The sequence below is a fragment of the Sorangium sp. So ce426 genome (genome assembly GCF_051475585.1).
Taxonomy (GTDB): Bacteria; Myxococcota_A; Polyangia; order Polyangiales; family Polyangiaceae; genus Sorangium; species Sorangium cellulosum_B.
The window spans coordinates 14,996-37,129 of the sequence record NZ_CP150341.1; the positions used below are offsets into that span (position 1 = coordinate 14,996).

The 22,134-nt window shown below is 71.8% G+C and carries 16 protein-coding genes and 1 pseudogene; 9 read left to right on the top strand and 8 right to left on the bottom strand.

All coding sequences use genetic code 11. The features are described from left to right. Window positions 1-50: 50 nt before the first annotated feature. Window positions 51-1,094 (top strand): heat-inducible transcriptional repressor HrcA, encoded by a 1,044-nt coding sequence (hrcA, locus tag WMF44_RS00055; protein WP_437297072.1) that lies wholly within the window; start codon window positions 51-53, stop codon window positions 1,092-1,094. On the opposite strand, the gene WMF44_RS00060 is transcribed toward hrcA, so the two are convergent. After that, window positions 1,087-2,157 (bottom strand): RluA family pseudouridine synthase, encoded by a 1,071-nt coding sequence (locus tag WMF44_RS00060; protein ID WP_437297073.1) that lies wholly within the window; start codon window positions 2,155-2,157, stop codon window positions 1,087-1,089. The two genes, hrcA and WMF44_RS00060, sit on opposite strands and share 8 nt — an antisense overlap. A gap of 38 nt (window positions 2,158-2,195) precedes the next feature. Between WMF44_RS00060 and WMF44_RS00065 the strand changes: the two genes are divergently transcribed. Together WMF44_RS00065 and WMF44_RS00070 are read left to right on the top strand one after the other, a co-directional pair. Then, complete coding sequence (locus tag WMF44_RS00065) at window positions 2,196-3,230, top strand: response regulator transcription factor (protein ID WP_437297074.1); 1,035 nt, start codon at window positions 2,196-2,198, stop codon at window positions 3,228-3,230. 97 nt (window positions 3,231-3,327) lie between these two features. Continuing rightward, window positions 3,328-6,150, top strand: coding sequence for an ArnT family glycosyltransferase (locus WMF44_RS00070; protein WP_437297075.1), 2,823 nt, complete (start codon window positions 3,328-3,330; stop codon window positions 6,148-6,150). 330 nt (window positions 6,151-6,480) lie between these two features. Here the strand turns inward: WMF44_RS00070 and cobA are convergent, their stop codons facing one another. Continuing rightward, on the bottom strand, window positions 6,481-8,148 hold the full coding sequence (gene cobA / locus WMF44_RS00075; RefSeq protein ID WP_437297076.1) for a uroporphyrinogen-III C-methyltransferase: 1,668 nt from the start codon (window positions 8,146-8,148) through the stop codon (window positions 6,481-6,483). 143 nt (window positions 8,149-8,291) lie between these two features. On the opposite strand from cobA, the gene WMF44_RS00080 reads away from it, so the two are divergent. The 3 genes from WMF44_RS00080 to WMF44_RS00090 all read left to right on the top strand — a co-directional run bounded on the left by WMF44_RS00080 (window position 8,292) and on the right by WMF44_RS00090 (window position 10,460). Next, on the top strand, window positions 8,292-8,669 hold the full coding sequence (locus WMF44_RS00080; protein WP_437297077.1) for a DUF4339 domain-containing protein: 378 nt from the start codon (window positions 8,292-8,294) through the stop codon (window positions 8,667-8,669). Between the two features lie 228 nt (window positions 8,670-8,897). Then, a complete protein-coding gene (hemB, locus tag WMF44_RS00085) occupies window positions 8,898-9,881 on the top strand; it encodes a porphobilinogen synthase (RefSeq protein ID WP_437297078.1) in 984 nt (327 codons plus the stop codon). Between the two features lie 3 nt (window positions 9,882-9,884). Further along, window positions 9,885-10,460 (top strand): hypothetical protein, encoded by a 576-nt coding sequence (locus tag WMF44_RS00090; RefSeq protein ID WP_437297079.1) that lies wholly within the window; start codon window positions 9,885-9,887, stop codon window positions 10,458-10,460. Between the two features lie 11 nt (window positions 10,461-10,471). On the opposite strand, the gene WMF44_RS00095 is transcribed toward WMF44_RS00090, so the two are convergent. The 3 genes from WMF44_RS00095 to WMF44_RS00105 are packed head-to-tail and all read right to left on the bottom strand — an operon-like array spanning window position 10,472 to window position 15,674. Continuing rightward, window positions 10,472-12,394, bottom strand: coding sequence for an ABC transporter ATP-binding protein (locus WMF44_RS00095; protein ID WP_437297080.1), 1,923 nt, complete (start codon window positions 12,392-12,394; stop codon window positions 10,472-10,474). Window positions 12,395-12,423: 29 nt separating this feature from the next. Next, window positions 12,424-14,220, bottom strand: a complete 1,797-nt coding sequence (locus tag WMF44_RS00100) for an ABC transporter ATP-binding protein (RefSeq protein ID WP_437297081.1) — start codon at window positions 14,218-14,220, stop codon at window positions 12,424-12,426. Window positions 14,221-14,252: 32 nt separating this feature from the next. Further along, window positions 14,253-15,674, bottom strand: coding sequence for a hypothetical protein (locus WMF44_RS00105; RefSeq protein WP_437297082.1), 1,422 nt, complete (start codon window positions 15,672-15,674; stop codon window positions 14,253-14,255). Window positions 15,675-16,042: 368 nt separating this feature from the next. Between WMF44_RS00105 and WMF44_RS00110 the strand changes: the two are divergent. Next, a pseudogene (locus tag WMF44_RS00110) lies at window positions 16,043-16,183 on the top strand (zinc-ribbon domain containing protein); the annotation flags it as partial. Between the two features lie 138 nt (window positions 16,184-16,321). Further along, entirely contained in the window at window positions 16,322-16,645 is a 324-nt protein-coding gene (locus WMF44_RS00115) for a CxxC-x17-CxxC domain-containing protein (RefSeq protein WP_437301700.1), read from the top strand. A 105-nt stretch (window positions 16,646-16,750) separates the two neighbouring features. On the opposite strand, the gene WMF44_RS00120 is transcribed toward WMF44_RS00115, so the two are convergent. From WMF44_RS00120 to WMF44_RS00130, 3 genes are all read right to left on the bottom strand, one after another. Then, a complete protein-coding gene (locus WMF44_RS00120; protein WP_437297083.1) occupies window positions 16,751-18,640 on the bottom strand; it encodes a serine/threonine-protein kinase in 1,890 nt (629 codons plus the stop codon). Between the two features lie 183 nt (window positions 18,641-18,823). Beyond that, complete coding sequence (locus tag WMF44_RS00125) at window positions 18,824-19,672, bottom strand: HAD family hydrolase (protein WP_437297084.1); 849 nt, start codon at window positions 19,670-19,672, stop codon at window positions 18,824-18,826. Between the two features lie 10 nt (window positions 19,673-19,682). Then, entirely contained in the window at window positions 19,683-20,882 is a 1,200-nt protein-coding gene (locus tag WMF44_RS00130; protein WP_437297085.1) for a class I SAM-dependent rRNA methyltransferase, read from the bottom strand. Window positions 20,883-21,118: 236 nt separating this feature from the next. Between WMF44_RS00130 and WMF44_RS00135 the strand changes: the two genes are divergently transcribed. Then, complete coding sequence (locus tag WMF44_RS00135; RefSeq protein ID WP_437297086.1) at window positions 21,119-22,033, top strand: outer membrane beta-barrel protein; 915 nt, start codon at window positions 21,119-21,121, stop codon at window positions 22,031-22,033. The last annotated feature ends 101 nt before the right edge of the window (window positions 22,034-22,134 follow it).

A 22,134-nucleotide genomic window follows, 5' to 3' on the forward strand; every position in this document is an offset into this window, starting at 1 on the left:
CCCTGTCCAGGTAGCCACGGCGGCGCGCTTGTACGCTGCATGCAACTGACATGGGTGATCTTTCCAACCGAGCTCGAAAGATCCTTTTCGCCGCGGTCACCGAGTTCATTGCAACGGGCGACCCAGTTGGCAGCAGGACGCTCGCCCGGAAGTACGGGCTGGATCTCTCGGCTGCGTCGATCCGCAACGTGCTCGCCGACCTCGAGGAGGCCGGGTACCTCCACCAGCCGCACACCTCTGCCGGGCGGATCCCGACCGACCGCGCGCTCCGGCTGTTCATCGACGCGCTCGTCGAGCTCCGGTCGCTGTCGCCCGAGCAGCAGGCCGAGCTGAGCGCCAGGTTCACCGAGATCTACGCGGGGGCGAACGATCCGCTCCGCGAGACCGGGCGCTACCTCTCGGAGCTGTCCGGCGCCGCGGCGGTCGTCGCGGCGCCGCGGGCGGAGCTCCGCGCCCTCGCCCAGCTGCGCTTCATCCCGACCAAGCCCGGGCAGCTGCTCGCGGTGCTCGTCTTCGCCGACGGCTCGGTCGCGAACCGCTTCATCTCGGCCGACGAGACGATCAACGAGGGCGAGCTCACCCGGATCCACAACCTGCTCACCGACGTCATCGAGGGGCGCACCCTGGGCGAGATCCGGGACCTGTTCGCCCGCCGCCTCGCGGACGAGCGCCTCCAGATCGACGCGCTGAGGCGCCGCGCCTTCGAGCTCGGCAGCAAGGCGACGGCCGACGTGACCCCGCGGAGCGAGGTCGTCATCGAGGGGCAGAACCGCCTGATCGATCTGCCCGAGTACGCCGACGTCGACCGGCTCAAGAAGCTGATGAAGGCGCTCGAGGAGCGCGAGGAGCTCGTCGATCTGCTCGACCGGACGCTCGCCGCCGGCGCGGGCGAGGTCACCGTGTTCGTCGGCAGCGAGGCGGGCGACCTTGGCGGAGGCCAGCTCAGCCTCGTCGCCGCGCCGTACATGGAGAACGGCCGCGTCGCCGGGACCGTGGGCGTGCTCGGCCCGACGCGGATGGACTACGCGAAGGTCATGCCGCTCGTCGACGCCACGGCCGCGGCGATGACCGAGGTCCGCGGCAAGGTCAAGTAGCGCCCTTCCGCTGCGGCGCGCGGAGCCGCTCGAGCACGTCGTCGAAGTCCGGGGGCGGCGGCGCCTGGAAGCGCATCGGCCGGTCGTCGGCCGGGTGGTCGAAGCCGAGCTCGGCCGCGTGGAGCATCAGCCGCGCGGCCGGGACCCTCGTGCCTCGGTAATTCCGCACGTAGACGGTCTCGCCGACGAGCGGGTGCCCGGCCTCCGCGAGGTGGATGCGGATCTGGTGCGTGCGTCCCGTCTCGAGCCGGCACGCGACGAGCGTCACGCCCCCGGCGCCGGCCCCCTCCGGCGGCCCTCGGAGCACCTCGATCGGCTCCACGTGCGTCACCGCGAGCTGCCCCTCGCGCCGCCCGTCTCGCGCCGAGCCGCGCAGCCCGTCGCCCCGATCCTCGACGAGGTAGCTGCGGTAGGTGCCGCGCGGGACGGCGCCGTGCGCGAGCGCCAGGTACTGCCGGTGCATCGCGCGGACGCGGAGCTGCTGCGCGAGGTGCTTCTTCGCGGCGAGCGTCCGCGCGAAGACCAGCAGCCCGCTCGTCCCCTTGTCGAGGCGCTGCACAACGCCGAGCGGCGCGCGCCCGCGCAGGCGGTCGCGCCTGGCCAGCACCTCGCGCACCAGCGCGTCGAGGGTCGCGGCCTGCTCCGCGGGGGCCTCGTCGCCGTACGGGATGGTGCTCACCCCGGCGGGCTTGTTCACCACGACGACGCTCGCGTCCGCGTAGACCACGAGCTCGCCCTCGAGCTTGCGCCGCCGCACCGTCTCGGGCCTCGGCGCGTGCAGGCGGACCTCGATCAGCTCCCCGCCGAGCACCCGCCGGCGGGCGCTCGTCGCCACCGCGCTCCCGACCAGCACCTTGCCGGTCTCGATCAACCGGCGCGCGTCGGACCACGAGACCTCGGCCAGCGCACGGACGGCCCCGTCCAGCGGGCGCCGATCCAGCTCGGCGGGCACCGTCCAGCGGCCATCCTGCGGAGGCCGCACCTGGGCGGCCGGGTGGACGCCGGTCGTTTCGGCGGATTTGTCTTCGTGGCTCGGCGGAGTGGCGGGTCGGAGCGGACGCATGTAGAGCTCACCGGGGCGCCTCGGCTCCGCCCACCAGCGTGGGACCGGGCTCTACCGGCGCGGAAAAACGCGCCTCCGCGGGGCCCGCGGGGGCGAATTACACCGCGAATGTTGACACATCGCGCGACGGGGGCCGAAGATATCCAGAGCCGTCATCGCTTTCTCGCCATCTGAGAGGAGACCCGTTCGTGGCCAGCACCCTTCTCGCCGTAGACGACAGCGTGACCATGCGCAAAGTGCTCGAAATCACCTTTGCGGGTCAGGATTTCCGCGTCGTGACGGCGAGCAGCGCCGACGCTGCGCTGCAGAAGCTCAAGAGCGATAAACCCGACCTGGTGATCGCCGACGTCACGCTCGAGCCGAAGAACGGCTACGAGCTGTGCAAGGCGATCAAGCAGGCCTCACCGGCGACGCCCGTCCTGATCCTGTCGTCCAAGCAGAACCCGTTCGACCCCGCGAAGGGATCGGGCGCGCAAGCGGACGATCACATGGACAAGCCGTTCGACACCCAGCAGATGATCGACAAGGTCAAGAAGCTGCTGGCGTCGCGCGGCGAAGCGAAGCCCGCCGCCGCCGCTGCGGCCCCTGCCGCCGCGGCGTCCGCGCCCGCGCGCTCTCCTGCGGCGCAGCCCGCGGCCGCCGCGCAGCCCGCGGCCGCCGCGCAGCAGGCGGCCGCCGCGCAGCAGGCGGCAGCGAGCCCGCTCCAGCGCGCGAAGACCCTCATCTACACGCCCAACGCGCCGGCCACGAGCGCTGCGCCGGCCCAGGCCTCGGTCAAGACGGCGCCGGGCGGCTCGGCGAACGTGCCGGTCACGACGACGATGGCCTTCTCGCCGACGCCGGTGTCCGGCGTGCCGAAGACCGCGACGGGGCCTGCCGCCGTCGCCGCGACCGCCTCCGCGCAGGTCAACGGCCAGATGGCGAGCAAGCTCGAGGGCCTCGGCCTCACCTCCGAGCAGGTGGAGGCCGTGATGGCGCTGTCCCGCGACGTCGTGGAGCGCGTCGTGTGGGAGGTCGTGCCGGTGCTCGCCGAGACGATCATCAAGGAAGAGATCGCGCGCCTGACGAAGTAGGCCGCCCACCGCGGCCCCTGCCTGGCCGTGGCTGCTTTGTCCGGCGACCTGAAGTTGCTACGCCAGGGCCGCGCCTCGCTCCGCGGTCGGCGCAGCCATGAACGACACACACGACAAACGCAGCGGTGCGCCCGCGGACGCCCGCGACGGGACGGCCGCGGGCGATCTGGAGAGCTCAAGCGCTCCTGAGCCACGCGCGCCTTCCGCCGGTGACGGGTTGGCAGAGAGCGACGGCATGGTCGGGATGGCCGGGGCCGCGGCCGACGCCGAGGAGGCTCGCCTCGTGCCGCAGGGCAACCCGCTCCGCTGGCGTGGCGCTGCCGTGTCCGCCGCGGGCGCCCTCCTCACGTTCGTCGTGATGGCGCTCGCGCCTCAGCTGCGCTGGGGTGTCCCGATCGGCGCGCTCGGCGTCGCCATCGCGGCGATCGGCCTGCTCGATCTGCTCGGCACGTTCGACGATCCCCCCGAGCGCGTCGCCACGCGCGTCGGGATCCGCGACCTCCTCGGCCCGCTCGCGCTGCTCGGGGGTGGGCTCGTCGCGCTCTTCGTCCTGATCACGCTGAGCGTCGCGGGCTTCTTCTCGCCGAGCCCACCCTCGTCGGACGGCGCGCCGACGCTGCTCTCGCTGGCGGTGCCCGCCGTCGCCGTCCCTGCCGCGTTTCTCACGGCGGTCATCGGCGCGTTCCGGTTCGGCGAGCGCCTCGGCCCCTGCCGCGTCGACAAGGCGGGAGCTCCGCGCCCCCTCGGCCGGCGGCACGGCTTCTGGCTCGTCGCCGTCGTCACGCTGCTCTACCTGCCCATGCTCGGGAGCCACTCGCTCACCGATCCCTGGGAGACGCACTACGGCGAGGTCGCGCGCGAGATCCTGGCCAGGAACGACTGGATCTCGCTCTGGTGGGCGCAGGACGGCTGGTTCTGGTCGAAGCCGGTGCTCGACTTCTGGATGCAGGCGCTCGCGATGGCCGCGTTCGGCGTCCGCTACCGCTCGGGCGAGATGCTCTCGGCGGCGGCCGAGGGGCGCGCCCCGTGGCCCGAGTGGGCCGTCAGGCTCCCCGTCTTCGCGCTGACGCTCATCGCCGTCTATCTCCTCTACAAGGCCGTCTCGCGGATCTTCAGCCGCCGCGCGGGGCTGCTCGCGGGGCTCGTCCTCGCCACGATGCCGCAGTGGTTCCTGGTCTCCCACCAGACCATGACCGACATGCCGTTCGTCGCGACGATGGCCGCGGCGATGGCGCTCCTGCTGCTCGGCATCCACACCGACGACGCGGAGGAGGCGCGCGTCTACGAGGTGGATCTCGGCCCGCTCAAGGTGGGCCTCTCGGCCTATCACCTCGTGCTCGGGGCGATCCTCGCCTGCGCGCTGCCGCAGATCCTCTACCTGCTGTCGCGTCACGTCGAGATCGGCCTTTCGCCCTTCGGCCTCCACTTCCGCGGCGACGTCTTCAGCTCGGGCTCACCGGGAAACTGCGGTCTCCCTGGCAACGAGGCCTGCCGGTCGGTGCTGCCCGTGCTCCCCGGCCTTCAGCCTGCGCTCCAGGCGCTCGTCTGGGCGCAGACGCTCGGGATCGTCCTGTACGCCAGCTGGGGCGAGCGGCGCGTCCAGCGGCTCCTCTTCCTCTCGGCGTGGTTCTTCGCTGCCCTGTCCACGATGGCCAAGGGCCCGGCGGGCTTCGGGCTCCCGGTGCTCTGCGCGCTCGGCTACGTCGTCGTCTCCCGCCGGTACCGCGACGTGCTCAAGATGGAGATCCCCGTCGGGCTGCTCGTGCTCGCGTGCGTCGCGTTGCCCTGGTTCGTCGCGATGTACGCGCGGCACGGCCAGCCGTTCACCGACAGGCTCCTGTTCCACGACATGTTCAAGCGCGCCTTCACCCACGTCCACGACACGAACGAGGGCGACGACGTGAGCTTCCGCTATTACGTGTGGCAGCTCGGCTACGCGATGTTCCCGTGGACCGGGCTCGTGCCCGCGTCGCTCGTGTGGTGGCTCAGGCGGCGCGAGGGGGCCGCGCCCGGGGAGCGCGGCTCGGCCGACGTCCGCCAGGGCGACGCCTCGGTGTTCCTGGCGATGTGGTTCCTCTTCGGCTTCGCGCTGTTCTCGCTGATGCTGACGAAGTTCCATCACTACATCCTGCCGGCCGTCCCGCCGGCGGCGATGCTCACGGGGATCCTGCTCGACGACATGCTGCGCCTCGACGGCCGCGCGGGAGGGCTCGCGCGCCGCTCGATCGGCGCCTCCTCGCCGGCGCTGTCGGCGCGCTCCGCCGCGGTGGTCAGCTACGAGCGCGCGATGCTCGGCGCCGTCGCGCTCGGCGCTGCGCTGCTCGTGTTCCTCGTCGGGCGCGATCTCGCGATGGTGCGCGAGGGACAGCCGAGCCAGGCCAGGCTGCTGCACCTGTTCACGTACAATTACAAGCGCCCCTGGCCGCAGTCGCTCGACTTCTCCGCGACCCTGTGGGCCTTCACCGCCGCCGCGGCTGCCCTGTGCTTGCTGCTGATGGTCGCGCGCTGGCGCCGCCTGGTCGTCTACGCGCTCCTCTCGCTCGCCGTCGTGTTCACGGCGTGGGGCATTGACGTGTACTTCGTGCGGACGTCGCCTCACTGGGGGCAACGCGAGACGTTGCTCGCCTACGTGCGCGCGAATCAGCAGATCCCGGGGCCGCTCGTCGCTTACCAGCTGAACTGGAAGGGCGAGAACTTCTATGCCGGCAACCGGCTGGCGGCCTTCGTGTCGAGCGGCAAGAAGTTCCAGGATTACATCAACGAGCAGAAGAAGAAGGGCGTGAAGACCTTCTACTTCGTCACCGAGCATGGACGCACGGGCTCCTTGTCGAACGAGCTCGGCAGCCCTCGCATCTTCGAGAAGCTCACGTCCATCGAGCTCAACAACAAGTTCCTCGTGGTGCGAGCGACGTTCGAGTGAGCCGAACGGCACCGGAGGGCGCTCATCTCACAAGCGCTGTCCGGCTGTGACGCTGCACGCCTGCTCCGGCCCGGGGAAGGGCGCTGTCGATGTCCGACGGTAAGGCTGAATCAGGCGTGTCCTTGCATCTCTGTCGCCGTGGCGGCGCAGCAGCGCAAGGAGACTCCTGCTGGGACGTCCTAAGTACCTGAATCGACTTGAAGAGTTCGCAGGCACGCGCCCTGCTCTCCGCTGGGATCGAGCGTCGCGGCGGAGACCTTCCCCCCCCAGGTCCGCTGCGACGCTCTCTTTATTTCCGCAGCTGCGCCGGCCGCACATCGTGCGACCAGCTCATTCGCTCCTGGCGCCCCCAGGGGCAGCTTGCAATGCAGTGAAATGTCGATCCAGCGCGTCCAGGAGACCTGCTGTGGTGCTCACCTCGGCGGTCACGCCGATCCGGAGCCCCCGCTTCTCGGCGGTCGCGGTCGTGATCGGCCCGATGCTCGCGAGGAGCACGCGTTCGAGGCGCGCTGCGGCGCCCTCGCCGAGGAGATCGCAGAGGCTGTCGACGGTGCTGCTCGAGGTGAGCAGCACGACGTCGATCGCGCCCGCCGAGAGCGCCCGGAGCAGCTCTTCGCGGCGACCGGCCGACGCAGGGCGGGTCTCGTAGACAGGCACGACATCGACCTCGCAACCGGCGGCGCGGAGGCGCTCGGGGAGCACCTCGCGGGCGACCAGCGCGCGCGCGAGGAGCACGCGGACTCGAGGGGACGCGGCCCGGCGTCCGGCCAGCGCGGGGTCGGCGAGGATGGCATCCGCGAGCTCCTCGCCGCGGAACTCCCGCGGGACGATGTCGGCGCGGACGCCGCGCGCGGCGAGCGCGGCGGCGGTCCCGGCGCCGATCGCGGCGAGGCGCGCAGGGCCGAAGGCGCGCGCGTCCAGGCCGAGCCGCTCCATCTCCTTGAAGAAGCAGGCCACCCCGTTCTCGCTCGTGAAGACGACGGCGTCGTAACCGGAGACGCCGCGGACAGCCTCGGTGATGCGCCCGGGGTCGGGGGGAGGGTGGATCTCGATGGTCGGGAGCTCCACCGCCTCGCCGCCGCGGAGGCGCACGAGCCTCGACGTCGAGCGCGCCTGGTGGCGCGGCCGGGTCACGAGCACGCGCTTGCCGAAGAGCGGCTTCCGATCGAACCAGCGGAGCGTGTCGCGCAGGCCGGTGACGGCGCCGACGACGATGACCGCGGGGCTCTCGATCCCTGCCTCCTTCACGCGGCGAGGCAGGTCGTCGAGGCGGCTGGAGACGACGCGCTGGTCGGCCCGCGTCCCCCACTGGATCGCCGCCGCCGGCGTCGCGGGATCGCGGCGCCCCGGCCCCATCAGGCCCTCGACCACCGCGTCGAGGGCCTGCATGCCCATCAGGACGCAAATGGTCCCGCGGACGGAGGCGAGCTCGCTCCAGTCGAAGGATCTGCCAGCCCGGGTGACGCCGCTGACGATCATCACGCTGGAGGCGATGTGCCGGTGCGTCAGCGAGATGCCGGCGTAGGCCGTCGCGCCGAGCGGAGAGCAGACGCCCGGCACCACCTCGAACGGCACCCCGGCCCGCGCGAGCGCCTCCGCCTCCTCCGAGCCACGCCCGAAGAGGAACGGATCGCCGCCCTTCAAGCGGACGACGCTGCGGCCCGCGAGGCCGAGCGCGACGAGCTCCGCGTCGATCTCCGCCTGCTTCGCGTCCTTCACCACCCGATCGCCGCCGCGCTTGCCGACCGAGCGCACGTCGGCGCCCTCCCGCACGCGGTCGAGCAGCGCGGGGTGGACGAGCTCGTCGTGCAGGACGACGTCGGCCGTGGCGAGGAGCTCTGCGCCGCGCAACGTGAGGAGCCCCGGATCCCCCGGGCCGGCGCCGACCAGGTACACGACGCCTGGCCTGGCCGCCGCGCCCGGCGCTCCGTCGTTCATTGCCCCCGCGGCCGCCGCGCCGGGGCCCTCCTCGGAAGGATTGTTACGCCTCGGAAACACAGTCAAACTCCCGTCATTCTCTCGTTCATGCATGGCAGACGTTGATTGTCATAGCGATTCTGCAGTGATGTTGACCCGGTGCGTTATGGGATTAGAATCGCATCCGGTCGATTCAACGTCCGGCGGTTTCTGGAGTCCATTCGATGAGATCGGTGAAACTGGTCGAAGAGCTGCTGAGCTCGGAGCGCGGCTTTCCGGACCGATGGTACGTCACCAATGGGGAGCGCTCGGTCGGGCCGGTCAAGCTCGACCAGCTCGCGCGCGGCATCGAGAGCGGCGTGGTCCCCCTCGATAGCTTCGTCCGCAATGAGGCGTGGACCGTGTGGTGCCCGCTGTCCGACATTGCGACGGTCACGGTCGCCGCCACGGCGACGCCTGCGGAGCAGCCGGAGGAGGGCCCGGCGGCGGATGACGACGACGACACGCTTCCCCTGTCGTCCCAGCAGACGCCCCAGCCGAGGACGCCGCGCCCCGGCCCGGCTGCGCGCTCGGCCGCGCGCTCTGGAGCGGCTCACCGCTGAGCGATGGCTGCGCGCGCGGACCGCGCCCGGCGCGAGCTGCGCGCGCGGCGGGGCGAGCGCGGCCGGAAAACGGGAAGTGGAGGGCCGTTCTCATGCTGGCGGTTTCGGGCGAACACTGCGAACACTGCGAACACTAACCGATTCGCAGCGCCCAGGCGATCCACGGATCGCGCGCTCCTCTGGACCGGAGCGGCTCACGCGGGCGCAGGGCTGCTATGCTCCGCCGCCGTGTTCCCCACGAAGAGACCGCGCCGGCTCCGTCGTTCGCCCGCCCTCCGCGCCCTGGTGCGCGAGACAACCCTCCATCCGGGAGATTTCATCCTCCCCCTCTTCTTCAACGAGGCGCTCGACGCGCCTCGGCCGGTCGGGACGATGCCGGGCGTCTCGCAGCTGCCCGTGAGCGCCGCGGCAGCGCAGGCGCGGCTCTGCAAGGAGCTCGGCATCGGCGGGACGATCCTGTTCGGGCTCCCGCGCTCCAAGGATGCGTCGGGTACGAGCGCTTACGACCCGGACGGGCCCGTGCCGCGCGCCGTGAAGGCGATGAAGGAGGCCGTGCCGGAGCTGCTCGTGATCACCGACGTGTGCGTGGACGAGTACACCGATCACGGCCACTGCGGCCTGCTCCGGCAGGACGCGTCCGGGGCGGTGGACGTCGACAACGACGCGACGCTGGAGGTGCTCGCGCGGGCGGCGGTGGTCCACGCCAGGGCGGGGGCCGACGTTGTCGCGCCGAGCGACATGATGGACGGCCGGGTCGCCGCGATCCGGCGCGCCCTCGACGCCGAGTCGCTGACGGGGACGGCGATCCTCTCCTACGCCGTGAAGTACGCGTCCGGCTTTTACGGGCCGTTCCGCGAGGCGGCCGACTGCGCGCCCAAGTTCGGCGACCGGGCGGGCTACCAGATGGACCCCGGGAACGCCCGCGAAGGCCTGCGCGAGGCGGCGCTCGACGAGGAAGAGGGGGCCGACATGCTCATGGTCAAGCCCGCGCTCGCGTACCTCGACGTCATCGCGCGCGTGCGCGAGGTGACGACGCTGCCGCTCGGCGCGTACAACGTCAGCGGCGAGTACGCGATGATCAAGGCCGCCGCGGAGCGCGGGATGATCGACGAGAAGCGCGCCGTGCTCGAGCTGCTGACGTCGATCCGGCGCGCCGGGGCGGACTTCATCCTCACCTACCACGCGCTCGACGCCGCGCGCTGGCTCGGCTGAGCGATGCGGAGCCAGGGCGCCGGCGGGAACGCCGCGCAGCGCTTGAGATGGGCCGTCGCCTGGGCGATGGGCGCGTCGATGGCGTTCGCGGCGGGGTGCTCGCCGAACAGGTGCGACCGATCCGAGGAAGCGAACCCGCCGATCGAGTTCGTCGAGGCCACACCGGAGGGGGGCATCTACGAGACCTCGGCGCCGGACGGCGAGCTCCTCTTCTTCCCGGGCGGCATGCGGTACGCGCTCAAGCATCACCTCGGCGCGCGCCCGCGGTGGTGGCAGCTGTACCTGTCGTTCGAGCGCGACGGGACGAAGGGCGGCGGGACGCTGGCGCAGGCGGCTGGCAACCAGGCCGAGGTGCCCTGCGTGGACGACCAGCACCTGATCGTCGTCAACGGCAGCTGCTCCGAGTACTGGCTGCGGGTGGTCGCCGGGGGCGCGATCGGCGCCGATGACGGTGCGACCGGCGCCGCGGGAGGCGCGACCGGCGCCGACGGTGATGGGATGGGAGCCGCCGGGGGCACCGTCGTCGGCAGGTGCTTCGGCGACGGCGCCGATCCCGGCGGGGGGAGCGCGGAGCCCTAGGGCCCGCGCTCCTAGGCGTGCGCCGCTGCCTGCCGGGCGAACTGCAGCCGGTAGAGCTTGCTGTAGACGCCGCCCGCGGCGAGCAGGTCCTCGTGCGTGCCCTGCTCGACGACGCAGCCCTTGTGGAAGACGACGATGCGATCGACGGCGCGGATCGTCGAGAGGCGGTGCGCGATGATCAACGCGGTGCGCCCCTCCATGGCTCCCTCGAGGGCACGCTGGAGGCGCGCCTCGGTGTCGCTGTCGACGTTGGCCGTGGCCTCGTCCAGGATGAGGAGCGGCGGGTCGCGGTAGAGGGCCCGGGCGAAGGCGATCAGCTGGCGCTCGCCGGCGCTGAAGTTGCTGCCGCGCTCGAGCACGGGGGCGTCGAGCCCGCCCTCGCGCCGCTCGAAGAGGTCGAGGGCGCCGATGCGGTTCAGCGCGCTCACCACCTTGGCCCGATCGGGGATCGCGTCGCCGGCCGCGATGTTGGTGAGCACCGTGCCCGGGAACAGGAACACGTCCTGAGGGACGACGGCGAACTGGCGGCGCAGCTCGTCGCGAGGGTACGCGCTGACGTCGCGGCCGAAGACCCGCACGACGCCCTCGTCGACGTCGTAGAGGCGGAGCAGCAGCGACGCCACGGTGCTCTTGCCGGCGCCGGTCGCGCCGACCAGCGCGACCTTCTCGCCGCGCCTCGCCGCGATCGACACGTGCCGCAGCACAGGCGCGCCCGGCTTGTAGCCGAAGCCGACGTTGTCGAGCTCGAACGCGACGCCCTCGTCCGCCGCCCTCGCCGCGTCGCCGCCGCTCGTCGCCGCCGCCGTCGCGTCCTCGTCCTTGTTGTCGAGCAGCTCGAAGACGCGCTCCGCGCCGGCCATCGCGGACTGCAGCAGCGTGTACCGAGCCGAGAGATCGCGGATCGGGACGAAGAACATGTCGATGTAGGCGACGAAGGCGAACAAGGTCCCGAACGAGATCTCGTCCTTCAGGCTGTTCACGCCGGCGTACCAGAGCACCGCGGCGATGCAGACGCTCGAGACCATCTCGATGGCGGCGTCGAGCGTCGCGTCGAGCACGATCGAGCGGTTGTTCGCGTTGCGGTACGCCGCGTTGATCTCGTCGAACTCCTCGGCCGAGCGCTCCTCCCGGGCGTAGGCCTGCACGACGGCCATCCCGGACACCTGCTCGTTGAGGTACGCGTTCATCCGGGCCGTCTTCGCCCGCACCTCGCGGAACGCGTCGCGCATCCGCCGCCGCGTCCAGTTGACGCCGAGGGCGACAGGGGGGACCGCCGCGAAGGCGAGCAACGACATGCGCCAGTCGAGCGACACCATCACCGCGACGATGACGGCGAGCCGGAGGAGATCGCCGAACGCGTTGAGCGCGCCGGACGCGAACATCTCGCCGATCGCGTCCACGTCGTTCGTCACGCGCGTGACGAGCCGGCCGACCGGCGTGCGATCGAAGAACCCGAGGCGGCGGGTGTGCAAGAAGCCGAAGACGCGCACGCGCAGGTCGGCCATCGCGCGCGCGCCGGCGAGCTGCATCAGGTAGAGCTGCGGGAAGGCGAGCGACTGCTCCAGGACCATGACGCCCGTGAGCAACAGGCCGCTGCGCGTGAGGTGATCGAGCCCGCCGGGCGTGTCGAAGGCGTCGAGCGCGTCGCGCATGATGAGCGGGCGCAGCAGCGCCAGCAGCGCCGTGACGACGAGCAGCGCCAGCGACAGCGCGAGGTGCGTGCCCTGCGGGCGCACGAACGGCCACAGCCTCAGCAGCATGCGCGCGTCGTACGCCTCGCCGAGCCGTGACTCCTCGTGGAACCGGCTCAGCACGTCCTCCGTGCGGCTCGCCTTCGCCGCCCCGCGGCCCTTGGCCGTGGCCGCCTGCGCCTGCCGCCGCGGGCCCGCGCCCGCCTCGCCCGCGGCCGAGGCGCCGCTCGATTTCGACCGCATCGTCGCGCTGTCTCCGTGAGCCGGCTGTGTCACGAGAGCCCCACCGGTTGCGAGGACGGCGACGCCTCGAAGGTCGCGAGATCCTCTTCGAGCTGCTGCTCCTCGGCGAACGACGCGTAGATCCCGCCCGCGCGGACGAGGTCGTCGTGCGTGCCGCGCTCGACGACCCGACCCTGCTCCAGCACGACGATCGCGTCACACCGCCGCGCGGCCGCGACCCTGTGGGTGATCAGGATGACGGTCCGTCGCGCGGCCTGCCGCTCGATCGCCTCGAGGATGGCCTGCTCGGTCTTCGCGTCGACGGCGGAGAGCGGATCGTCGAGGACGAGGACGTTCGGCTCGCGCACGAGCGCGCGCGCGAGCGCGACGCGCTGGCGCTGCCCGCCGGACAGCTGCACGCCACGCTCCCCGACCACCGTATCGAAGCCGTCGGGGAGCGAGAGCACCTCGTTCAGCACCTCGGCCTCCGCGGCGGCCGCGCGGATCGTCTCGAACGCGGCCGGCGAATCCGGATCGTCGAGGGAGTAGCCGATGTTGCGGGCCACGGTCGTCGAGAAGAGGAACGCATCCTGCTGCGCGTAGCCGATGCTCGCGCGCACGGTGTCGAGCGGCAGGTCGCAGATGTCGACGCCGTCGAGGAGCACAGCGCCGCGGGGCGTGGGCATGAGCCTGGCGAGCAGCGTGGCGATGGTGCTCTTGCCCGAGCCGGTGCGCCCGACGATGGCGAGCGAGCTGCCCGCTTCGACCTCGAAGCTCACGCCGTCGACCACCTTCCTCGCGCCGTGGGAGAACGTCAGGTCCTTGACGGAGATGGCGCCGTGGACGACCTCGGGGGAGGGCATCGGACCGCTCACGACCTCGGGGATGGCCTCGAAGATCGCCTTGAGCCGGTCGTAGCCGGCGCGACCGCGCTGGACGATGGCGGCGACGAAGCCGAGGGCGAGCATCGGCCAGGTCAGCCGCAACAGCGCCAGCCAGAACGAGACGAAGTCTCCCCGCGTCATCTGCTGCTCCAGCACGAGCCGCCCGCCGTACCAGAAGACGATGAGCACGCCGACGGAGCTGATGGCCCCCATGAGCGGCGCCATGGATCCGCGCAGCTTGGCGAGCGCGAGGCTCTTCTCGAGGTAGCCCTGGTTCGTGCTCGTGAACGCGGCCATCTCGGACGCCTCGAGCGCGAACGAGCGGACGACCCTGACCCCGGCGAGGCTCGCGAGGACGCGGTCGCTCATGGCGCCGATCGCCTCCTGGTTGTCGCGGGTGCGGACGAAGAGCTTGGTCGAGAACGACCGGGTGACGAGCATCAGCGCGGGCATCGTCAGGAGCGCCGCGAGCGTGAGCCTCTTCGAGATGTGGAGCATCACGTACAGGGCGCTCGTGAACGCGAAGATCGAGCCCACGACGTTCAGCAGGCCGAAGCCGAGGAGGAGGCGGACCTGCGTCAGATCGTTCGTCGCCCGGCTCATGATGTCGCCGGTCGGCATCTTGCGGAAGAACGCCGGCCCGAGCTTGTGCAGGCGCGCGAGCAGGATCGCCCGGAGCTCGTACTCGACGTTGCGGCCCGCCGTGAAGATGGTGACCCGCGAGAACACGCGCATGATCGCGGCGCCCACGCTGACCGCGAGCATGAGGAGCGCCGCATGCGCGGCCTCGCTCGACTGCGCCTTCACGGCGGCGTCGACGGCGTCCTTGACCAGGAAATCTCGCCTGGCCATGAGGAACTGCTGCGCAGCGAGCAGCGCCGCGCCCGTCAGGTAGAGCGGAAGCTTGTGGCGGAACTGCGCGCCGAGGCCGACGGGGTACGTTGAGGGATCGCGCTTGAGCATTGCGTGGGGGGGGGAGGGCCGCGCGGCGACGCTCAGCGCGCCTTGCGCGGCGTCGGCGCGAGCGGCTTGCGGTGCGACGTCGAGAGCGCGGGCCGATCTCTTCCGTCGACCACGAGCTCGAGATCGTCGAGCTCGAGCCTCGTCGAGAGCAGGCCGAGCAGGACGCGCGCGCCGCCGCGCCCATCGAGCTCGCTCACCACGCCGATCTTGTCGCCGAAGGGGCCTCGTCGCACGCGGACGCGGCTGCCCTTCTCCAGCACGCCGCCCTTGGCGGGATCGGGCGCGACCTTCGCGGCTGCTTCTGGCTCGCCGGACGGACCACGCTGCGCTCGCGGCGCGTGATCGGCCGAGGGCCTCTGCGGAGCCTCGGCCTTCGCTTGCGGCTCCGCTTCGCCGTGCGGCGCTCGCCGGGCCGGCGCGCCGCCCTCTCCGACCCGCTTCAGCGCTGGCCGCGGCTCTCCGCCGCGGCCAGCTCCGGCGCCGGCGTTGTTCGGCGACTTGAACAGCGTCGCCAGGGTCGGCCGGCGGGCGGGCAGGGCGGCCTCGACGCGCTCATCGCCGCGCGCTCGAGCCTGCTCCATCGAGCGCTCTCGCGCTCGGGCCTGCTCGGAGCGCCATCGCTCGTTCTCGGCCTCGATCTCGGCGTGGGCGCGCGCCCGCTCCTGCTCGATGCCCTCGAGCTTGCGGTCGAGCGCGATGCGGTCGTTCTCGCGCGACCACGCGACGAGCCGGTAGATCGGGGCGAGCGCGACGAGCGCGTCCTCGAGCTGCTCATCGAGGATGTCGGCGTGCTCGACCGCCGTCTCGCGCGGGACCGCCCAGCCGATCCAGAGCGGCACCTGGCCGTCGGCGGCGCGGCGGAGCATCTCGGCGATCGCGTCCGAGGTGGCCGCGCTGCAGGCCACGCGATCGCCGCCGGCGGCGCCGAACGAGAACTGCTCCGGGAGCGCGTGGAGCGCGCTCGTGAGCTCGGCGGAGAGCGGCGAGGCTGGCGCGCCCGTCGCCTCCTCGGTCGCCGAGAGGCGAGCCCGGAGGTTGTCGACGTCCACCTTCGCGTCCGGGTGGACCGCGAAGCACACCTGCACCTCGCTCTCCGAGATGCGCAGCGCGAGGAACGCGTGCCGCGTGAAGGGGCTCGGGTCGTCGATCGCGTCGGAGATCGAGCGGCCGCGGTCGAGGAGGCGATCGAGCTCGTCGCGCGCCGCCTGGTCGCGCCAGAAGAAGACCCACTGGCAGTCGGCCCGGTGCTTGTTGCGGATCGACGGGTGCTCGTCCGACCCATGGACGTCGACCGAGATGCCGAGCTCGGCTAGCCGGGCGACGACGCCGCGCGCCCAGGCGAGCGCGCGCTGCTTCACCTCGAGGCGGGGGCGTGAGTAGGCCTTCGAGGTCGCTTTTTCGGCGGCGTACGCGTCGAAGTCACGAGCGGTGAGGTGCAGGGAGGGATGGCTCATTGCTTCGACTGGTTGCGATGCGCGGCGTGGGCGGATGCTGCTCGTGGTCCGTCACGGAAGGAGCTGTGCTCCTCGTGAAAGTCGCGCGGATGGTATCGTGAGGAGCTTCGAAATCAAAGCTCCGCGCCGCGCGATCGATCCTGGCGTTGCGTGGAGGCGGCACGCTTGACCGCCATGACAAGCATGTCACCGTAGGCACTCCCGTGCCCCATCAAGAGGGCGATCCCACCGATATCACGTAGAACCCCGCGTAAATCGCGCTTCTCCAGCGCAGCGGGGCAGCTCCCGGGCGCTCCAGTCACCCGAGTCATCCGAGTCACCCGAGCCCGTGAGCCTGCGAGGCCCGTCGGCCTGACGAAAGAGGAATCATGGAACAGCATCGAGACGAGCACATTGTCTGCGCGAGCTGCGGCACGTCGTTCCTATTCTCGGCTGCGGAAGCTGCCGTCTACGCCGAACGGAAGCTCGCGGCCCCGCCCAAGCGGTGCCGGACTTGCCGCCGCGCGCGCAAGGACAATCGAGGGGAGAGCGGATCGCCGGCTCGCGCAGCGGAGCGCCAGCGCCCTGGCCCGGCCCGGGGTGCCGGGGGGCATCGCGGCCTGGCGCGCGCCGACGGCCAGCCTCGGAAGCCTCGCTACACGGGTGATGTGAACGAGTACCGCAGCCCGATGCAGGACGCGTACTCGGGGCTGACGCCCGCATGGGCGGCGCCGAGCCACTACCCGAGCCGCCCGCGCGGCGGCGCGCCCTTCCGAGATGACGGCAACTACCGCGCCCCCTCGTTCGCCGGTGAGCGCCGCGCTGCCGCGCCGAGCCGCGGCCCGGCGCAGCAGCCTCGCGCGCCGCGCACTCGTCCGACGTTCTCGATCACCTGCAAGTCGTGCGGCTCCGAGGGCGAGGTCCCGTTCAAGCCGGTCGAGGGCCGCGACGTGTTCTGTCAGGCGTGCTACCGCGCGCGCAAGCCTTCCTGAGAGACGCCTCCAGCGACGCGCAGCCATCGCGCTGCGGCACACCCCCGAGCGCCGGTCGCTCCTCGTGCGGCCGGCGCGGCGCGGCCGCGCCTCGGGCGGGCGGAGCTAGAGGCTGATCTCGCAGGCGAGCTCGGAGGTGAAGCCGAGCTCGCCGAGCGTGATCGTGACCTTCACGCCGCCGCCGGACGCGCGGCGCGCTGTCTCCTCGACCATCCCCACGACCCACAGCCGGAGCGGCAGCGAAGCAGGGTCGAAGTCGCCGATGTGGAGCGTGACCCGCCCGGTCGGGCCCGTCGCCACGCGCCACGAGCCGAACGTGAAGAGCCGCGACCAGATCGAGGTCCCGCGGCGCATGAGCGACGCGATGTCGGTCAGCGGGCGGGCGAACAGCGTGCGCACGAGGCTGTGCAGCTCGCCGCCCACGCCGAGCCTGCCGATGTCGCGCCAGCGCTCGAGATCGCGCAGGACCAGCGATGTCGCGAGCTCCATGTAGGCGTCGAGCGCCTCGAGCTCGTACCCGACGAGCGCGTTGATCGAGTCGTGCTTGAAGTCGTCGGCGTAGCGGAGCGGCATCTGCGAGACGACCTCGTCGCGCGCGCTCCTCCCGTACTCATCGACGATGGTGCGATCGACGCTCCGCAGGACGGGGCCGCGCACCTGGTACTGCCCGGCGAAGCGCGCCGGCAGCGGCCGGACCGGGGTGACGTTGGGCCGCCGCGTGTCGCGTGTCCGGTTCATCAAGGCGCCGAAGTCCGCGCTGCGGACGGTCGGCTCGGCCCGGTGCCCGAGGTCGGCGCTGCGCACCGTGGGCAACGACTCGCCGCGCTGCGAGAGCATCGTGGGCTCCGAGCCGCGGCTCCGCAGCGCGTTCGAGAGCGTCACGCCGGGCGCGGGCTTCGCTGGCTCCGAGGACGACGGCCGCATCCCGGGCGGCGCCTCGGTGACGCGCCCCCCCGGCACGATCGACGGCGAGATGCGCATCGGCGGCGGGGGGTTCACGTCGAACCCCGGGCGCGATCGATCGCGCGAGGACGAGAGGCGGTCGCGCTCGTTCTCCGGAGCGTTCCCCAGGCTCAGGGCCATCCGCCGCTGCACGTTGATCAGCCTGCCGAGCGCCGTCGTCCGCCGGGGCGGATCGGGCGCGACGCGCTCGAGCTCGCGGACGACGTCGCCGGCCGTCTGGAACCGCTTCGCGGGATCCTTTTGCAAGAGCCGCTGCACGATCGCCTCGAGCCGCGGGTCGACGGTCACGCCCGCCGAGGCGAGCGTGGGCACCTCGGCGTGCACGACGCGGAACGCGGTCGCCACGGCGGTCGGCGCGCGGAACGGCCGCGTGCCCGTGAGCACCTCGTAGAGCAGCACGCCCACCGAGAAGAGATCGCTCCGACCGTCGAGCGGCGACTCCCCCGTGGCCTGCTCGGGCGACAGATAGTCGGGCGTCCCGAACACGACGCCCGTGCGCGTCCGCGGCGAGGGGCCATCGGAGTCGAGCACCTTGGCGATGCCGAAGTCGAGCAGGCGGACGACGGCCGAGCCGCGGCTCGGATCGAAGGCGATGAAGATGTTCTCGGGCTTGAGATCGCGGTGGATGATCCCCGCGCGGTGCGCGGCGTCGAGCGCCTCGAGCACCGGGATCGCGACGCCGACGGCGGCCTCCATGTCGAGGCGGCCGAAGCGCGCGAGCGCCATGCCGAGCGACTCGCCGTCGAGGTGCTCCATCACGATGTACGGACCGAGCTCGCCGACGCCGGCGTCGATCACGTCGACGATGTTCGGGTGGCGGATCCGGTTGACCGCCTGCGCTTCCTGGAAGAAGCGGTGGGAGAGCTCCGAGTTGTCCGCCAGCTCCGGGTGGAGGAATTTGATCGCAACGGCGCGACCTGCGAGCACGTGCTCCGCCCGGAACACGTCGCCCATGCCGCCCCCGCCGATGCGCTCCGCGAGGCGGTACTTGTTGTCGACGAGGAGGCCGGGGGTCGGGGGTCGAAACGCCATCTGCTGCCGCTGGCGGGCGAGGGACCAACGTCATGGTCCCCGAGAACACGCGCCCCTGTAAAGGGTTGGGAGGCACGGCCCTCCCGAAAGACCGATCCTATTCCTTCAGTGCACGCCGCGGCTAGGTTACCTGCATCAGGTGTGGGGCGGATCGCAGCGCGAAGCGACTTGCGCGCGGCAAGATCACGGTTCGGGTGCATTCTTCCGCAGTTCGGCGATCTGCTGGGCGATCTCCGCGAACCCGCGGCCCATGGGGAGGGACGCCACGAACCGCGGCGGTACGGACAGCTTCCCGAGGTGGGCGCGCACGTTGGCCACCCCGAAGGTCAGCACGAACGCGGCGAAGGCGACGCCGTCGTTGCCGCTGTCGCCGATGAACGCGTAGCGGTGCCGCGCCCGGGTGGGATCCTCACCGAACCGAGCGGAGAGCAGGCGCACGATCCCCGTGGCCTTGTCGGACGGGTCGTGCGTGAGGTGGAGGTGGACGCTCGAGAGCAGCGTCCTCACCCCCCGCTCGCGCAGCTCGGCGCGCATCTTCCGCACGTCTTCGGGCGGGACATGCCGGTGCTCCCCGATGTCGATGGTAACGTCGGTCACCCTCAGATCGTTGTCGTCCGCGAGCGCCGCCGCCGGAAAACGACGCACCATGTCATTGGCGAGCCCGATGAGCTCGGCTCGACGGGCTCGCCGCGCCTCGCGGTCCAGGTCATCGAGCGTGATGACGCGGCTCGCGCGCGGGGCTTGCCCTTCTCGATGGCCGGCGGCGTCGCTTTCCTCCTCGCGGACCAGTGCGACGGCTCCGTTTTCGACGATCGTCGCGTCGATCGGCCACTGCCGCTGGAGCACCTCGCCCCAGCCGGCGGGTCTGCCGGTGCAGGCGATCAGCGAGAGCCCTGTCTCGCGTAGACGGAAGAGCGCTGCGTACGCCGCCTCGGTGAGGGCGCCGTGATCCAGGAGGGTGTCGTCGAGATCGAAGATCACCCCGGCGAGGGCGCGCGCGGCGTCGGGAGGCAGAAGGGAGAGCGGCTTCATCGGGCGATCGTCAGAGCGCGTCGATGCGCGCGATGAGGCTCTTCAGGTAGAGCCCCTCGGGGAAGGCGGCGGGGACGGGGTGATCCCCTCCCTGGAAGTGCCGGTCGAACACCGCGGCCTGCATGCGCGCGTCGCGCGCGCCGAGCGCGAGCACCCGGGTCAGATCGTCGAGGGTCACGGCGCTGGAGCAGGAGCAGAGCACGAGGACGCCGCCCGGGCGCGTGGCGCGGCACGCCCCGGCCGCGAGGCGCCTGTACGCCGTGAGCGCGGTGTCCTTGGTGGCGCGCGTGCCTGCGAGCTTCGGAGGGTCGCAGATGACGAGATCGTAGCCCGCCTGCCTCGACGCGTTCTGCAGCGCCTTGCGGGCGTCGTCGCGCGTGAACTTGATCCGGTCGAGGAGCCCGTTCTCCCGCGCGCACTCCGCCCCGACCTCGATCGCCGTCGCGCTCTCGTCGATCGCGAGGACCTCGCTCGCCCCGCCGCGGGCCGCCGCCATGGCGAACGTGCCGACGAAGCAGAAGGCATCGAGCACGCGCCGGTTGTGGGCGAGCTGCTCGACGCGGGTCCGCAGCGTCCGCTGGTCCAGGTAGAACCCGGTCTTGTGGCCGAGCGCGAGCGGGATCGTGTAACGCAGCCCCCGCTCGACGAACCGGAGCTGATCGAGCGCGGGGTCGCCGCGCACCACGCCCGCGTCGGCGGTGAACCCCTCGAGCTTCGCGAGGGATTCCGGGGTCCTGTCCACGATCGCGCGGGGCGAGAGCGCCGCCTGGAGGGCATCGAAGATCACCCCTTCGCGGCGCTTGATCCCGATCGTCCCGAGCTGCACGACCACCACGTCGCCGAACAGATCGACGATGAGCCCGGGCAGGCCGTCCCCCTCCGCGTGGATCAGCCGGAAGGCGTCGGTCTCATGGCCAGGCGCCCGCGCGGGCAGGCCGAGCTCGCGGCGGTGCAGGATGGCGCGCTCGATCCGGTGCCGGAACAGGGCCGCGTCGATCGGCCTGTCCTCGCGCGTGTACATGCGCACCGGGATGGCCGAGCGCGGGGTGTAGAGCCCGCGCCCGAGCACGCTGCCGTAGGGGTCGGTGACGACGACCTCGTCCCCGGCCACCGCGCCGCCCTCGATGCGCGCGATCGCCTGAGCGAACACCCAGGGATGCCCCGACCACACCGGCCGAACATGACCCTGCTTCAACGTAACCGTAGGCATGGTGGAATCCGATTGGTCTCGATGGTGGCAGGGCTCCCGACGGGGGCGACCGCGCCGTGACCTTTGCCTTGGGAGCTAGTACCCTGCGGAACGGCGCGCGTGTGAACCTTCCGCCACAGCGTGCCGTGGCGGCCGATGCACGCCGGCGTGCTGCGTGGCCATGGTGACGACGATCCCGCAAGATGGTCGATGGCATCCCGGTTGCTAACTTCCCTGCACCGAAGAGGAGTCGCCCGATGCGCCGTTGCTTGACCCATGCCCTTGTTGCGGTGGCGATGACCGCGCCGATGAGCGCGTTCGCGCAGGAGGACAGCAACTGTCCTCCCGGCGCGTGGTTCTGCGAGGAAGTGGAGCCGCCTCGCGATCCCGTCGCGGAACCGCCGCCCGCCGCTCCTGCCGAGGCCGCGCCTGCCGAGGCGCCGCCGCCCCCGCCCCCGCCCAGGGGGGCCGCCCGTCCAGCCCCGCCGGTCGTCGTCTACGAGACCTCGCCGGCGGGCTCGCCTCCCCAGGTGATCGTCGTGACGCCTGGGGCGGCCCCTCCGCCGCGCGTGATCGTGCGCCGCGTGGCGCCCCCGGCGCCGCCCCCGCCGGTGAAGCGGCGCTGGCGGCGCCACTGGGGGATCAACCTCCGCATGGAGGGCGTCATGTTGGGGCGCGAGCACGGCGGAGCGGAGGACGCTGGCATGGGAGGCGTCGGGATCAGCCTGCGCTACCGGCCTGTCCCGGCGTTCGCGATCGATGCGGGCGCCGACTTCCTCGCGGGCACGGACTACAACGGCGACCAGCGGACCGAGGTGCCGCTCTCGCTGAGCGGGATGCTGTTCGTCAACCCGCGCAGCCGCACCCAGTTCTACTTCATGGGCGGCCTGAACATCGCGCATGCCGAGGTCGATCGCTCCTCGAGCGAGGCCGCGGCCGGCGGCGCCGAGTTCGCTCCGGACACGGAGTACGACTATTTCGGCGCGCACGGCGGCATCGGCCTCGAGTTCCGGCTTTCGCCCCGCATCGCCCTGAACGTCGATGCGCTTGGCTTCGTGCGCAGCCGCACGGACGGTGGGCTCGTTCCCGAGTTCACGGATCCCGACACCGGCCGGACGACCAACACGTCGGGCGGGGGGCTCTTCCGCGGCGGGCTCAGCATCTACTGGTGAGCGGCTCGTCATAGCCTCCCGTCCACCCTGACCGCGCGGTGTTCGCGTCCGTTCTGCTCTCGACCAGGCGGTCGCGGTCCGGACCGTCTCCACGCGGTATA

Excerpts from the sequence above, each read along its gene's own strand:
- hrcA (WP_437297072.1), top strand. The coding sequence starts at position 51 with ATGGGTGATCTTTCCAACCGAGCTCGAAAGATCCTTTTCGCCGCGGTC.
- WMF44_RS00060 (WP_437297073.1), bottom strand. The coding sequence starts at position 2,157 with ATGCGTCCGCTCCGACCCGCCACTCCGCCGAGCCACGAAGACAAATCC.
- WMF44_RS00070 (WP_437297075.1), top strand. The coding sequence starts at position 3,328 with ATGAACGACACACACGACAAACGCAGCGGTGCGCCCGCGGACGCCCGC.
- WMF44_RS00080 (WP_437297077.1), top strand. The coding sequence starts at position 8,292 with ATGAGATCGGTGAAACTGGTCGAAGAGCTGCTGAGCTCGGAGCGCGGC.
- WMF44_RS00090 (WP_437297079.1), top strand. The coding sequence starts at position 9,885 with ATGCGGAGCCAGGGCGCCGGCGGGAACGCCGCGCAGCGCTTGAGATGG.
- WMF44_RS00095 (WP_437297080.1), bottom strand. The coding sequence starts at position 12,394 with ATGCGGTCGAAATCGAGCGGCGCCTCGGCCGCGGGCGAGGCGGGCGCG.
- WMF44_RS00100 (WP_437297081.1), bottom strand. The coding sequence starts at position 14,220 with ATGCTCAAGCGCGATCCCTCAACGTACCCCGTCGGCCTCGGCGCGCAG.
- WMF44_RS00105 (WP_437297082.1), bottom strand. The coding sequence starts at position 15,674 with ATGAGCCATCCCTCCCTGCACCTCACCGCTCGTGACTTCGACGCGTAC.
- WMF44_RS00120 (WP_437297083.1), bottom strand. The coding sequence starts at position 18,640 with ATGGCGTTTCGACCCCCGACCCCCGGCCTCCTCGTCGACAACAAGTAC.
- WMF44_RS00125 (WP_437297084.1), bottom strand. The coding sequence starts at position 19,672 with ATGAAGCCGCTCTCCCTTCTGCCTCCCGACGCCGCGCGCGCCCTCGCC.
- WMF44_RS00130 (WP_437297085.1), bottom strand. The coding sequence starts at position 20,882 with ATGCCTACGGTTACGTTGAAGCAGGGTCATGTTCGGCCGGTGTGGTCG.
- WMF44_RS00135 (WP_437297086.1), top strand. The coding sequence starts at position 21,119 with ATGCGCCGTTGCTTGACCCATGCCCTTGTTGCGGTGGCGATGACCGCG.